This is a genomic window from Sulfuricurvum sp. (genome assembly GCF_023250475.1).
GTDB lineage: Bacteria > Campylobacterota > Campylobacteria > Campylobacterales > Sulfurimonadaceae > Sulfuricurvum.
The window spans coordinates 12,833-27,079 of the sequence record NZ_JAHFAQ010000001.1 but is presented as its reverse complement, the minus strand read 5'-3'; the positions used below and the strand labels follow the sequence as shown (position 1 = coordinate 27,079).

General features: G+C 44.3%; 13 protein-coding genes. 11 read left to right on the top strand and 2 right to left on the bottom strand.

Annotation, left to right across the window (positions count from 1 at the left end):
* Positions 1 to 3 precede the first annotated feature (3 nt).
* The gene (locus tag Q0C19_RS00145) at positions 4 to 177 is read right to left on the bottom strand and encodes a hypothetical protein (protein WP_295051440.1); all 174 of its coding nucleotides are present in this window, start codon (positions 175 to 177) and stop codon (positions 4 to 6) included.
* Between the two features lie 141 nt (positions 178 to 318).
* On the opposite strand from Q0C19_RS00145, the gene Q0C19_RS00140 reads away from it, so the two are divergent.
* Genes Q0C19_RS00140 through Q0C19_RS00110 form a run of 7 tightly spaced genes read left to right on the top strand, consistent with a single transcriptional unit; the run spans position 319 to position 5,391 of the window.
* Positions 319 to 726: a DUF1924 domain-containing protein gene (locus Q0C19_RS00140; RefSeq protein WP_295051437.1), complete on the top strand. Its 408-nt coding sequence runs from the start codon at positions 319 to 321 to the stop codon at positions 724 to 726.
* Between the two features lie 15 nt (positions 727 to 741).
* Positions 742 to 1,278, top strand: coding sequence for a diheme cytochrome c (locus Q0C19_RS00135; RefSeq protein ID WP_295051434.1), 537 nt, complete (start codon positions 742 to 744; stop codon positions 1,276 to 1,278).
* A 5-nt stretch (positions 1,279 to 1,283) separates the two neighbouring features.
* Positions 1,284 to 2,387, top strand: a complete 1,104-nt coding sequence (locus tag Q0C19_RS00130; RefSeq protein WP_295051431.1) for a cytochrome b/b6 domain-containing protein — start codon at positions 1,284 to 1,286, stop codon at positions 2,385 to 2,387.
* Positions 2,388 to 2,400: 13 nt separating this feature from the next.
* The gene (locus Q0C19_RS00125; protein WP_295051428.1) at positions 2,401 to 2,784 is read left to right on the top strand and encodes a periplasmic heavy metal sensor; all 384 of its coding nucleotides are present in this window, start codon (positions 2,401 to 2,403) and stop codon (positions 2,782 to 2,784) included.
* Complete coding sequence (locus Q0C19_RS00120; RefSeq protein ID WP_295051426.1) at positions 2,777 to 3,448, top strand: response regulator transcription factor; 672 nt, start codon at positions 2,777 to 2,779, stop codon at positions 3,446 to 3,448. Before Q0C19_RS00125 ends, Q0C19_RS00120 begins: the two co-directional genes overlap by 8 nt.
* On the top strand, positions 3,449 to 4,654 hold the full coding sequence (locus Q0C19_RS00115) for an ArsS family sensor histidine kinase (protein WP_366822636.1): 1,206 nt from the start codon (positions 3,449 to 3,451) through the stop codon (positions 4,652 to 4,654).
* A gap of 23 nt (positions 4,655 to 4,677) precedes the next feature.
* Entirely contained in the window at positions 4,678 to 5,391 is a 714-nt protein-coding gene (locus tag Q0C19_RS00110) for a hypothetical protein (RefSeq protein WP_295051424.1), read from the top strand.
* 18 nt (positions 5,392 to 5,409) lie between these two features.
* On the opposite strand, the gene Q0C19_RS00105 is transcribed toward Q0C19_RS00110, so the two are convergent.
* Positions 5,410 to 8,577 carry an AsmA-like C-terminal domain-containing protein gene (locus Q0C19_RS00105; protein WP_295051421.1) on the bottom strand — a complete coding sequence of 1,056 codons (3,168 nt, stop codon included), beginning with the start codon at positions 8,575 to 8,577 and terminating at the stop codon, positions 5,410 to 5,412.
* Between Q0C19_RS00105 and mltG the strand changes: the two genes are divergently transcribed.
* The 4 genes from mltG (at position 8,576) to fumC (ending at position 14,228) form a co-directional block, all read left to right on the top strand.
* Positions 8,576 to 9,451, top strand: a complete 876-nt coding sequence (mltG, locus tag Q0C19_RS00100) for an endolytic transglycosylase MltG (protein ID WP_295051418.1) — start codon at positions 8,576 to 8,578, stop codon at positions 9,449 to 9,451. The two genes, Q0C19_RS00105 and mltG, sit on opposite strands and share 2 nt — an antisense overlap.
* Before the next feature lie 100 nt (positions 9,452 to 9,551).
* Positions 9,552 to 11,747 (top strand): NADP-dependent isocitrate dehydrogenase, encoded by a 2,196-nt coding sequence (locus tag Q0C19_RS00095; RefSeq protein WP_295051416.1) that lies wholly within the window; start codon positions 9,552 to 9,554, stop codon positions 11,745 to 11,747.
* Positions 11,748 to 11,877: 130 nt separating this feature from the next.
* Positions 11,878 to 12,837, top strand: coding sequence for a malate dehydrogenase (gene mdh, locus Q0C19_RS00090; RefSeq protein ID WP_295051413.1), 960 nt, complete (start codon positions 11,878 to 11,880; stop codon positions 12,835 to 12,837).
* Positions 12,837 to 14,228, top strand: a complete 1,392-nt coding sequence (gene fumC / locus Q0C19_RS00085) for a class II fumarate hydratase (protein ID WP_295051411.1) — start codon at positions 12,837 to 12,839, stop codon at positions 14,226 to 14,228. Before mdh ends, fumC begins: the two co-directional genes overlap by 1 nt.
* Positions 14,229 to 14,247: the final 19 nt, after the last annotated feature.

Sequence of the window (14,247 nt, the reverse complement as noted above, 5' to 3'; positions counted from 1 at the left end):
TTATTATCCTTTGATATCGAGCTTTTGACCTAGACCGGTAAGCCCTGAACCTGAGAGATCAGAAGAGGGGATAGCACTCTCTAACACTTTCATTATTCCTTGACCTTGAACTTCCATCGCTTTTTTCATCGCGTAAATCTCAACACCAGTCCCCGAACCGCTACTAATTGGATCCATTTTGTAACCTCCTGTATGGGATTGTTTATATATCGGTATTGAGGGATAAATATTTAATGTCAAGAAAGTGTCAAGAGAGTGCCCACAACAGATTGACATCTTTGCCGTAACATTTGAGCATCAAATAACAGGAGGCAGGTTATGAAATACCTCGCAATCGTATGGATGTTCTCGATGTCGCTTATGGCGGCATCACCCGAAGTGGTTCAATATATGAATGAACTCTCAAAAACGGCAAAAGCTGAAAATAGCTCTTTCAGTGGATTTGATGCGGCAAGAGGAAAAGAGATATTTACCTCGACCCACACCGGAAAACAAGGCAAACCGATGGCGTGTACGAGCTGCCATACCACGAATTTATCGAATAATGGAAAAAACTCTCTCACCGGAAAAGTGATTGATCCTCTCTCTCCGCGTGCAAATCCGCAGCGTCTTACCAGCACCAAAGAGGTGAACAAATGGCTCAAGCGTAACTTCATGGACGTGTATGCCCGTGAAGGGTCGGCTCAAGAAAAAGGTGACGTACTCACCTATATTATGAAAAATTAACCTAAAGGATATCCGATGAGAAAATTATTAAACTTATCCGTAGCGGCTCTATTATTAGCCGGAGGGGTTTATCTTTATGCCGAAGATGAGCATGAAGAGCACGAACATCATGCTTCAAGCTTCGTAGCGAAGCCAATGAGCAAACAAGAAAAAGCAACCGTACTCCTCTATCAAAAAGAGTGCGGAGCCTGCCATTTCGCCTATCAGCCTGAGTTTTTACCGAAACGGTCGTGGGATAAAACGATGAATTCATTGAATAACCATTTCGGTACGGATGCAACGCTTGATCCAAGCGATCACAAAACGATACAAAATTATTTGGTATCTCATGCATCTAAAAATGATCGTATGACCGGTATGGGGGGAGAAATCGCTATGCGTATCTCTGAAACACCTAACTTTAAACATGAACATCGTGAGATACCTAAAAAAATGGTGACCCAAGCCGATGTCAAAAGTTTTGCCAATTGTGCGTCATGTCATACGAAAGCCGCCAGCGGAAGCTATCGCGAGCGTGAAATCCGTATTCCGAATTACGGCAGCTGGGAATAATTATTATGAAACGGGTATACGTTTGGACCCTTCCTACACGGGTATTTCACGGGCTGTTTGTTGCATTGATTCTCGGTGCCTGGATCGCCTCACTTGAAGATCGCTGGCTTTCATTGCATGTCGCGATCGGGAGTGCCGTCGGTGTACTGGTCGTGTTTCGGATCGTTTGGGGGATTATAGGTCCAAAATATTCCCGTTTCAGTGATCTAGCTCTTCGTACGGATGCGCTAAAAGAGTATCTATTGAATCTCTTGAGCCCGACACGCCGTTATGCCGGTCACAATCCGGCCGCCAGTTTTGTGATGGTGGCAATGTTGGTTACGGTCGTTTTTGCCGTGATCAGCGGGATGCTTGCGTATGGGATAACGGAAAATAGAGGGGTACTGGCATTTTTACATACAGGACTCTCTCATAATATGGAGTGGTTTGAAGAGATTCACGAGTTCTTTGTCAATCTTTTGTGGATTTTGATTGCGGCACATGTTGGGGGAGTATTGGTAGATCGGTTTTTGCACAAAGATGACCGTACCCTCAATTCGATTATCGACGGGCATAAAAACATGGAGGGGGAAAGCGCGCTGCTTTCATGGTCCCAAAAGATCGTCGCGCTTATCGGAATCGGCGGTACGATCGCAGTGCTTATTTATACGCTCAGCGTCCCCAATAACCCGCTTATCGCGGGATACAATCAAAAAATAGACTATAAGCAGGAGAATCCTGTATTTGTGAACGAATGCGGCTCCTGCCATACTCTTTATCCCCCTACGCTTTTGCCAAAAGAGTCATGGAGCAAACTTATGGGGAACCTCTCCAACCATTTCGGGGATGACGCATCGCTCGATTCCGCGGATCATCAAACCGTTTTAGACTATTTGATTAAACATTCTGCACAGAGCTCATCTCAGGAGATGTCACTCAAAATGATGCAATCGATTGAAAATCGCGATATGATAGCAATGACACAAACACCATTTTGGAAAAAGAGACATAAAAATATTCCTGATGATGTTTTTAAAAGCGCTCATGTCAAAAGTCGAGCGAATTGTAAGGCTTGTCATGGTGATGTAGAGCAGGGAACAATCGAAGACAATGCCATAAAAGCACTATAACCAAGAGGGTAAAATGAAGTGGATAGCGATTTTTGTTACGTTAATCTTTTTATCAAGCACCAATTCTGTTTACGCCGACGATGATCACCGTTTCCCGATGGATTTGCATGATTTAGGGCTGACAAAGCAGCAGCATCGTTCGCTCGAAGAGGCGATGAAAGAGTACCAATATGCGTATCGACGCTACCATCATCAAAGCGAGAGAACGCGTGAGGATCTTAATGCCTTATTTCTGAATGCTTCGTTTGACTCGGAGACGTTTCGAGCGAAAAGTTTAGAGATGCAGAAGGGTTCAATAGAGATTCGAGCTAGATTGCTTGAGCGGATACATACGATTCTGACCCCTGAGCAAAAGCGTCGTTTTATCCGTCATCTGGAGGAGTGGGAGATTGAGTAAAAAAGTTCTTTTGATCGAAGACGATCTTGCTCTTCAAGAATTGATCCTTTCATTTTTGGAATCGTACGGATTTGAAGCACACGGATATGCTGATCCGAAAAGGGCGCTGGAGTGTTTGCTGGAAAAGAAAGAGGTATATGACATCGTCGTTTTGGATTTGATGCTTCCGGGGATGGATGGATTCGATGTGGCGAAAATGATCAAAAGCCAGCTTGATATCCCTATTATCATCTCCTCCGCCCGTACTGATATCGGAAACAAAATCTACGGCTACGATCTGGGTGCCGATGATTATCTTGACAAACCCTATGAACCCCGCGAGCTTGTCCTGCGGATTGAAGCGGTATTACGCCGCTACGGACGTAAAAACGAGTTGGTAGTATCGGATTTTACGATTGATGAATCGAGCAAATCGGTTATGTTGGAAGGGTATCCGATTGATTTGACACGGATCGAATTTGATATTTTCGTGCTGTTGGCTAAAAATAAGGGGAAAAATCTCTCACGTGATCAGATTATCGGCGCATTAGGACTCGGAGATGAGACGAAACACCGTACCATCGATATGCATATCAGCAATATTCGTCTCAAAATCGGTGATGATGCCAAAGAACCCCGATACATTAAATCGGTATGGGGCATCGGCTATAAATTTACGGGATAAATGATGTCAATTTTTACCAAAATCACTATTTTATTCCTTATAAGTTTGACACTTATGGTAGGTATAGGATACAAGATCGATACCATCAATACCGAAAAATATGAGTCGATCGTTCTCCAAAAATATCTCCTTGACGGCCGGAAAATATTCAGATGGATGGCAACATCTTCTCCCAATGAACTTGAAGATAAATTTCGGACATTGAATTTGGTAAAAATAGACTCTGTCGTTACCAAACAGGTGATTATGCGTCAATCGCACACTTTCGGATTATTTGAGATTCTTAAAGCCGAGGGGGGAGAGTATATCCTCCATATACGCTATTTTGAAGATAATATCTATCTGCGGGATACGACACTCCAAGAGGGATTGAGAGAGGGGTGGATTCTTAATGCTCTGGTTATTGCCGATATCGTTGTGTTATCCGTCATTTTCATTCTAATCTTGCGTATGTTGTCTCCATTGCATTCGATTACCGCGAGTATGCGGCGATTTGCGAAGGGAGAATATCGCAGCCGCAGTGCGATAGAGACTCACGATGAGATAGGGGAAGTGGCACGCAGCTATAACGAAATGGCGCAAACCATCGAGAACCTGATTCAATCACGCCAAGAACTTCTGCGCGATGTGGGGCATGAGTTGCGTACCCCTATTGCGCGGGGATTGTTTGCACTGGAGCAGCTAGAGGATTCAAAAGTCCGCGAGACACTGAAGCATTCGTTTAAAGAGCTTGATCAATTGACACAGGAGCTATTGGAGATTGAAAAACTTCAAGCTACGGATATCATACGATCGGATAGATTCAGTGCTGAAACCCTGGTAATGGAAGCCCTTTCAAAACTCTATCTTATCGACGAATCCAATCTGTCGGTTACTATCAAAGACAATTTTATTTTGACGGGAGATTTGCAGTACCTCTCTTTGGCATTGAAAAATCTGCTTGATAACGCATTGAAGTATTCCGATCGGTTTCCGATAGCTCTGGATGTTACTACGAATCGCATCAGTGTTTATAATCATGCTCAACCGCTAGAGAGAGAATTCAACTATTTTCTGACACCGTTTACCCGACAGGAAAGTTCGCGCACGACCCAAGGGTTCGGCTTGGGACTTAATATCGTGAGTAAGATTGTCGCTAAGCACGGTTTCTCGTTGACGTACAAGTATGAAAACGAAGAGCACTGTTTTTCCATTCTTACAGCATAAAAATTACAATTGAAAAGAGTACTATGACACCGTTTATGGCTATGTTTATTCCTGCTATCGTTGCTTCTATGGGAGGTCTTTTGGCCGTTTTCTGGAGCCCCACACATCAAATGCGCAGTTTGATTCAACATTTTGCGGCGGGAGTCGTCTTAGCGGCTTTGGCTGTGGAAGTTTTGCCTGAAATCGGCCGTGAGCATGCTCCGGCCTGGATTCTTATCGCTTCATTTACCTTCGGCGGATTGATGATGTATGGTATGAAACTCTGGAGCATGCGTCTGGAATTGCGTGAGAGTCATTCGGGAGAGGAGTCTTTCAATTACGGACTGATTGCCGCAACCTTTATTGATGTTGCGGTGGACGGATTTATTATCGGTGCCGGATTTGCCGCAGGAGGAAATACTGGGGTGATTTTGGCGTTGGGTCTGTCGGTCGAGCTGCTGTTTTTAGGATTATCGCTGGTCTCGAATACGATTAAAGGATGGCGTGTCGTCATTATGACGGCGGCATTGGCAGGAGTCGTATTGACATGTACCTTACTCGGTAATTACCTTTTATCGGGCGCATCGACCAGCGTTATCAGCGCAATTCTCGCTTTCGGTGTCGCGGCGTTGCTGTACCTGGTAACGGATGAGCTTTTGGTGGAAGCTCACGTGATCGAAGAGAAACCTTCTTCGACGCTTTGGCTTTTTGCGGGATTTTTAGTATTTTGGAGTATTCAGCTTTTTAGCGGTGAATAAAATAGGGCAGATATGTGGCTATTTTTTCTTCTTATCGTCCATCATCCATAAAAAAGGGTAGGCCAGTGTCCGCTTTAGGATGTTAAACGGTGCGGTTACGATCTCTTTGGCAAGAGCGGTACTGATTTTCGGATCATCGAGCTTTCCGGTGAGGGTCAATGTCGTCGAGAGCGATCCGTCGTCACCGAGGAGAATATATCCTACCATCGGTACTTTCCCCAGCGTTGAGCCTAAATCGGTTTTCAGAGTCATAGCCCCTTCCAACTGATTGGAATTAAGATCAGCCCGTCCGCTTCCGGTGATTTTCATTTCCGGTGAGTTCAAGGTGAAATTATCTACGGATACAATCCCTTTCTGATACCCGAAATGGGCATACCCCTCTTTTACCGGCAACCCTTTTGAATTGTAGTTCGGCAGAGAAAAAGTGGCAAGAGATGGGACGGTATTCACAAATGCCAATACGTTATTTAGTACCTTATAATCTTTCAAAATAGTATTTTCCACCCGCATTAATCCGTCGAATGAATCTGTTTTCCCTTTAGCTTCAAAAGAAAATGTCCCTCCGCTAAAATCACTGAGAGCAAAAAGGTGCTCCATGAATTTGTCATTAAAACCACTACCGTCGATTGAAAAAAGGTTGTCTCGTATTTTAAGTATGGCTGATCCGCTCATGTGCTGTAGCGATGCATCGAAATTGTCATCTATCAATGTCGCATCCAACATATCGGTAACGATCTTTCTCTCCTTCATCAAATACAAATAGGAATTGGTTGCGTGAATACGGATAGGCGTTGATGCGTCAGTTTTTGAAGATTGATCAGATTCTTCTTTGTGTGCAGCCAAAAATTTAAATAAAATTGGGAGATTAAGACCCGTATTGTTGGCCCGGATGTAAATATTTTCCGGAGAGTGATTGATCGTTATACGGTCGTTTACCCGTATCTGAGTATTTTCGTTTTGGTGGGAACCGCTAAATCGGTAATGCGATACCGGCGTATCATTCATGATCATAAGAGGATAAAGATAGTCTATTTCACCGTTGAAAAGATAGCGGGAGCTCTCTCCGGTATAGTAAAGATTTAAATAACCGTTATTAATGTTGTAGAGGCGTAAAATAGGAGATTTTTTAGAGAGGAGCGAAATATCGTTCAGCGCAATTTTCCACCCCTTAGGTATCGTCGTAAAATGGGCTTTAAGTTCTGGAGCATCAATCTGTATGGGATCGTTTTTCGCATCGACGATTAAACTGATCGATTCTTTGGACTCGATAATAGGGGTCAATTTCGGAGCGATGGGAATCATATTGCTTAGATGTATGGTTCCTTTATGGGTATCGAGGCGGTAGGTTCCGGTAAAATTTCCTTTGAAAAGGTCACCGAGAACGGTTTCTATTTTATCAAATGCGATAGTCTCATTCTTAAGAGTCGCACTGAAAGGCGATACCAATAAAGGGAGCTGATGAACCGACCAGGCTGAGGCACTTTTAATCTGCAATTTTGTCGTTTCGTTGCCGTAATGCAGGTCAATATCAAAAAGCGGCTGATGGAGTTCGACTTCGCCGAGTTTGAATTCATTGAAGCGTATTTTGATGTCACTTTGTTTTTTCACGCCGTCAAAGGCAGCATCGATTTTTCCTTTGACGCTGCCGGAGAGGAGAAAGGGGACGGAGCTGATAGCCGAGGAGGCACGATGATAATCAAACGGTGCCTGAAAGCGTTCGATGGTTAATTTTTCTCCCAAAAGGTTCCATTGAGATTGCTCGACACTTAAGGTATCTCCGCTTGGGGCAATGATATAGGCAACGCGTATCGGATCTTTAGGATTAAAAAGACTCAGCCCGTCTGCAGGTGAGAGCGCGTATGCATTGATCGCGACGGCACCTCTTTGCGTATGGGCATCGTATTCACCATTGACGTGAGCATCCGCTATATTGTTACCGTAGTGGGCGATAAAGTTTTCAAAAGTTACATGCGTACGGTCTACTTTAACGATCCCTCCATCGGTTTTGAGTGCGATTTGATCGAGAAGGAGTTCCGAAGGGGTAGGGATGAACGACCCTTTGCCGGTGGTATCGAGGGTATGCAGATTTACGGATAGATTCAAATCAACGGCACACTCCCCTTTGAGCTGCTTAATCGGCAAACGGATATCGTAGAAAGCCAAGAGGGATAAGATGGGATCATTGAGTTTGGCATGCTTGGTTTGAATATAGGCATTAAGAAAGGTATGCGGTGCGGTGAAATCGATTACAACGCGGCTCTGTTCGGTCGGAAGGTTATAAAAAGTACCGTTTCTCGGTACTATGTGGAGTTTGCCTTTACTAAAATGTAGATCGATTCGAGGCGCTCGGATAGGTTCAAACCCTTCTGCAAAGGTATATCCTCCGTCCACAACGGTAGCATCCGCAACGAGATTTTGAATCAGCTCTTTGGGGTTTTTGTAATGGAAAGTACCGTATAGCCGAGCAAGATGGAGAGAGGAAGCTTGGGTGTAATCGACAATCCAGGGAACAACATCGGGATCAAGCTTGAAAAAATCAACTAACGGTTTGATAGTTGTCAATGGACTTTTCGTGTATGCATTAAAACGGATCAGATCAGAATCCCCTGAAATATTGAGGGTAATCAGGGGTGTTTTCGGAAGGTTAACCCTTATCTGAGAGTGAATATGCTGATTAAGAAGATTAATATGCAGATGGGCTGACAAATTGGCATCATTGATAGTATAGGATGGGAGAGTGAGGTTAAAATCGGTTTCGTTGAGCGCAAATGTCCCTTCGCTTCGGCTCGTTGAATCCCCTAAAATTACTTTTCCGATCGCCCCTTTTCGGTAATGCAAAGAAGCAGTGAAATCTTTATAGGCAATGGTCTCTATGTCGATTGATTCTACCCAGCCTTCAATCCAGTGGAGATAGCGGGGAAGCTTAGCGAGGGGCTGAAGATTTAGGGGAGTTTCGCTGCTTTTTAGGTTGCTGAAATCTAATTTCGAAGCTTTTATCTGAAGGGAATTGTCCCATTTTAGGTATAATTTCTCAACTTTGACCCCACCTAATGTCAGGTGATCAATACTAAATCCCTCTAGCAAAGCGACAAACGTGAAAAAGCCAAGAAAAAAAGTAAAGACTAAAAAAAGTAAAACGCTCTTATGGGTTTTCGGAATTATTTTGGTGACGATTATATCTTTCATGACTTACCTATTCTCTACCGTTACATCACCGAAAATCGTTTATATACCGAAAGGTTCCGTATTTAAAAGTATATCACACCTCCAAAGCGAAGGGGTAAATGTCCATAAGATTGATGCCTTTATTTTGCGTCTGCTAGGGCAGCCTCAGCAAGGATGGATTGATATCAAAGATGTGAATATGACCCGGATAGAGTATCTCTACCGACTCACAACCGCAAAGGCTGTAAGCCGAGCGGTTACTTTGATTCCGGGGGAAACAACGGAGATCTTTTTAAAGCAGGTTGCAGAGGAACTTTCATTGGACCTTGGAAAACTTCATCAAGCCTATGATCTTCATGCCCGCTTGAAAGAGGGAAATTTTGCCCCTGAGACCTACAGCATTCCCAATGAATTCAGTGAAGAACAATTGATCGTACATTTATTAAACGAATCTAACAAAAAAATGAAAAAGATGGCTGCAATGTATCATTTGCAATCGGATAGTGCTAAATGGTTACAAATTGTAACAAAAGCATCCGTAATACAAAAAGAAGCCGCATCATTATCCGATATGCCGTTTGTCAGCTCGGTCATCGACAACCGAATTAAAAAAGGGATGCGTCTGCAGATGGACGGGACATTGAATTACGGAGAATTTTCCCATCAGAAAGTAACGGCACGCCGAATACGAACCGACTTAAGTCCCTATAATACGTATAAAAACAAGGGTTTACCGGAATTTCCCGTATGCAATGTTTCAGAAGAAGCGATTGATGCGGCACTTAATCCAAAGCATACCGATTACCTCTATTTCGTTCGAGGCAAAAACGGTGAGCATGTCTATAGTAGTTACTTTTCTACACACCATCAAAACATAGTAAATGCTACAAAATGAAACATATTGCCAACTTTTTGCTCCTATTGGTGTTTCAAACAGTAAAAATTTCTCCGTAAGTGTTATGATGCTTGCATAAAAAAAATAACAGGAGAACCTGATGGCAAAAATCATTTGGTCAGTAATTGATGAAGCACCGGCATTAGCGACATATTCGCTACTTCCTATCGTAAATGCATTCACACAAGCCGCAGGCGTTGAAGTTGTAACAAGTGATATTTCACTTGCAGGTCGCGTTATCGCTACATTCCCAGAACGTATGAGTGATGCGCAGCGCATTCCCGATAATCTTGCACAATTGGGTGTTATTGCAACTGAGCCTGATGGCAATATCATCAAGCTTCCAAATATTTCGGCTTCAATTCCACAGCTTAAAGCGTGTATTGAAGAGCTTCAAGGTCAAGGTTACGATCTTCCTAATTATCCGGAAGAGCCAAAAACAGATGAAGAAAAAGAGATACAAGCACGTTATGCAACCTGTCTCGGTTCTGCGGTTAATCCGGTTCTTCGTGAAGGTAATTCAGACCGCCGCGCTGCGGTTGCGGTTAAAAACTTTGCTAAGAAAAACCCGCATAAACTTCGTGCGTGGGATGAGGGCTCTCGTACTCGCGTAGCTCACATGAACAGCGGCGATTTCTTCGCGAATGAGCAGTCGGTAACGAAAAAAGGTGACGGTAAAGTAACGATTGCCCTCAACGGTAAAGTACTCAAAGAGATCAATGCAGTTGACAAAGAGGTTCTTGACGGTACATTCATGTCTGCAAAAGCACTTCGTGCATTCTTGGGAGAATCTATCGCCGAAGCGAAAGAGAAAAACATCCTTTGGTCAATCCATCTTAAAGCTACGATGATGAAGGTTTCTGACCCAATTATGTTCGGTCATGCTGTTAGTGTATTCTTCAAAGACGTGTTTGAAAAATACGCAGCAGAATTTAAAGAGATCGGTGTTAATCCTAATCTCGGACTTGGTGATTTGTACAAAAAATTGGCAAAACTTCCAGCGGATAAAAAAGCAGAGATTGAAGCGGCTATTATGGCAGTATATCCGACTCAACCGGCAATGGCAATGGTTGATTCTGACAAAGGGATTACGAATTTACACGCATCAAACGATGTAATTATTGATGCTTCATTACCGGTTGTGGTACGTGATGGCGGTAAAATGTGGAATCCGGCAGGAAAAGTTGAACAGTGTGTTGTAACTATTCCGGATCGTTGTTATGCAACGATGTATTCTGAAATCATCGAAGATTGTAAGAAAAACGGTCAATTCGATGTAACCACAATGGGTTCAGTATCGAATGTCGGGCTAATGGCTCAAAAAGCGGAAGAGTACGGTTCACACCCGACTACATTCGAAATTGCTGAAGACGGTGTTGTCTCTGTAACTGATGACAGTGGCGTATTGATGAGCTTCAACGTAGAAAAAGGTGATATCTGGCGTATGTCTCGTGCAAAAGATATCCCGATCAAAGACTGGGTACGTCTTGCGGTTGAGCGTGCAGAGATTGAAAACGTTCCGGTAGTCTTCTGGTTGGACGAAAAACGTGCTCACGATGCTGAAATCATCAAAAAAGTGAACGCTTACCTTCCTGAGTTCAACAAAAATGGAATTGAGTACCACATTTTGGCACCTGAAAAAGCGATGGCGTTCTCTTTGAAACGTGTACGTGCTGGTCAGAATACCATTTCTGCTACCGGAAACGTTCTTCGTGACTATTTGACGGACTTGTTCCCAATCCTTGAGCTTGGAACGTCAGCAAAAATGCTCTCCATCGTTCCTCTTCTTGCAGGTGGTGGATTATTTGAAACCGGTGCGGGCGGATCAGCTCCGAAACACGTTGAGCAATTTGTAAATGAGGGTCACCTCCGTTGGGATTCATTGGGTGAGTTCTTGGCTCTTGCTGAGTCACTGCGTCACATCAACAAAACGAAAAAAGATAACAAATTGACTGCACTTACAGCAGCTTTAGATGAAGCAAATGCGGCGTATTTGGATAACAACAAAGAGCCTTCACGTAAAGCGGGGGAGCCGGATAACAAAGCAAGCCACTTTTTCTTGGCACAATATTGGGCAAAAGCGCTTGCCGAGCAAACAGTAGACGCTTCTCTTGCTGAAAAATTTGCTTCTGTTGCTGCGTCGTTGAGTGAAAATGAAGCTAAAATCATGGAAGAACTTCTCTCGGTAGAAGGTAAAGTGCAAGATATCGGCGGATACTATCATCCGAATGTTGCGAAAGTGACCGCTGCAATGCGTCCGAGTGCAACATTGAACGCTATCATTAGCGCAATCTAACTACTTAGATTCCGGTTCGCCGGGATCGTTTTTTATCTGCAGAGTTTTCTCTATAGATAAAAGGCGATTAGATCGTCTTGTAATTATCTTCTTCTGGAGAGGGTAATAGCAATAATACAAGGAGCAGGAAATGATAAACGGAAAACGCGTTGGAATCGTAGGGGCGGGAAATGTCGGATCGACGATAGCCTACTCGCTTGCAATGCTTGGCTCTTGTCATGAAATCATCTTGCGTGATAATAAAATTGAGATAGCCAAAGGCAAAGCGTTGGATATGTCTCAAGCCGCTGCAGCGGTAAGATCGCACTCTACGGTCAAGGTTGCCGAGAGTATGGCAGATTTGACCGATTGCGATGTTGTCGTTATTACTGCGGGAAGCCCACGTTTACCGGGTATGAGCCGTGATGATCTGCTAATGATCAATGCCAAAGTAACTCGTGAGGTGATCGAAGGTGTTGCAAAATACTCTCCGAATGCGATCGTGATCATGGTTTCAAATCCGTTGGATGCTATGACCTATGTGGCATTACGCGAAAGCGGATTTGACCGCAGCCGTGTTATCGGCATGGCGGGAGTGTTGGACAGTGCGCGTATGGCGGCATTTATCCAAGAAAAACTCGGATACGGCGGAGGGCAGATCCGTGCCTCGGTTATGGGCGGTCACGGGGATGACATGGTTCCGTTGCCTCGCTATTCTACCGTCGCCGGTGTCCCTTTGTCGGATGTTTTGAGTCATGATGAGATCGAAGAGATCGTACAGCGAACCCGAAAAGGGGGAGCAGAGATCGTAGCGCTTCTTCAAACCGGATCCGCTTACTATGCACCGGCAAAAGCGACGGCTATTATGGTTGAAGCGATTTTGAAAGATACCAAACAAATCCATCCGTGTGCCGTTTATCTTGAGGGTGAATACGGATTTAGCAATGTTGTGAGCGGTGTTCCGGTCATGCTCGGAGCTAACGGTGCTGAAAAAATCATTGAGGTCACCCTGAATGAGACAGAGAAAGCGATGTTTGCTGCATCGTGTGCCTCGGTTCAAGGGTTGATCGATACGTTGAATACCAATAAATTTTTTGAAGGAGCCAAATAATGAGTTATCGCATCGAAAAAGATACGATGGGTGAAGTTCGGGTACCGAATGACACTTACTGGGGAGCGCAAACACAGCGTTCACTGGAGAACTTCCAAATCGGTGAAGAGAAAATGCCGTATGAAATTACAAGAGCATTTTCATACCTTAAAAAAGCGGTTGCTTTGGTCAATTGCGATCTTGGAATGTTGAGTAAAGAAAAAGCGGATGCGATTGCTCAGGCGGCAGACGAGATGTTAGCTGGTAAATTGGATGCACATTATCCTCTCGTGGTATGGCAAACGGGTTCAGGTACGCAGTCAAACATGAACAACAATGAAGTTTTGGCAAGCCGTGCAACCGAAATCCTCGGCGGTGATTTCCGTACTCAAAAATTGGTTCACCCGAATGACGATGTCAACAAATCTCAAAGCTCGAACGATACCTATCCGACGGCATTGCATGTAGCAGCGGTTATTGCGGTAGAAACGCGTCTATTGCCTGCCATCGATCATTTACGTAAAACGTTGCAAGCAAAGTCTGAAGTATTTAGTGATATCGTCAAAATCGGACGTACCCACCTTCAAGACGCAACACCGCTCACTCTCGGTCAAGAGATCAGCGGTTGGGTAGAGATGCTTAACAAATGTGAAAAAATGGCGAAAGATTCTCTTGAGTCGGTTCGTGAACTTGCTCTTGGCGGTACAGCGGTCGGAACGGGATTGAATGCACATCCTGAGTTGGGAGAACGCGTAGCGGCAAAACTAACGGAGCTTACGGGTCATACCTTCGTTACGGCACCGAATAAGTTCCATGCGTTGACCTCTCATGACGCTCTTGTGTTCGCTCACGGTGCCCTCAAAGCTCTTGCTGCGGATATGATGAAAATCGCGAACGATGTTCGCTGGTTGGCGAGCGGTCCACGCTGCGGTATCGGTGAGATTACGATCCCTGAAAACGAGCCGGGTTCATCCATCATGCCGGGTAAAGTCAATCCGACGCAATCGGAAGCGGTGACGATGGTGACGTGCCAAGTTATGGGGAACGATGCCTGTATCGGTTTTGCGGCGAGCCAAGGTAATTTTGAGCTGAACGTATTCAAACCGGTAATCGCCTATAACTTCTTGCAATCGGTACGTTTATTGGCCGATTCAATCGTTTCATTCAACGATAACTGTGCGGTAGGGATTGAGCCGGTGCGTGATCAGATTGATGCGTATTTGAACAACTCATTGATGCTCGTAACGGCATTGAACCCGTACATCGGGTATGAAAATGCGGCAAAAATTGCTAAAACAGCACATAAAGAGAACTCTACACTGAAAGAAACCGCCATCAAACTCGGTCTCCTGAGTGCCGAAGAGTTCGACAAATACGTCATCCCTGAAGAGATGACAAGACCTATAGCGTAAACTTATAACAGGAGGAATT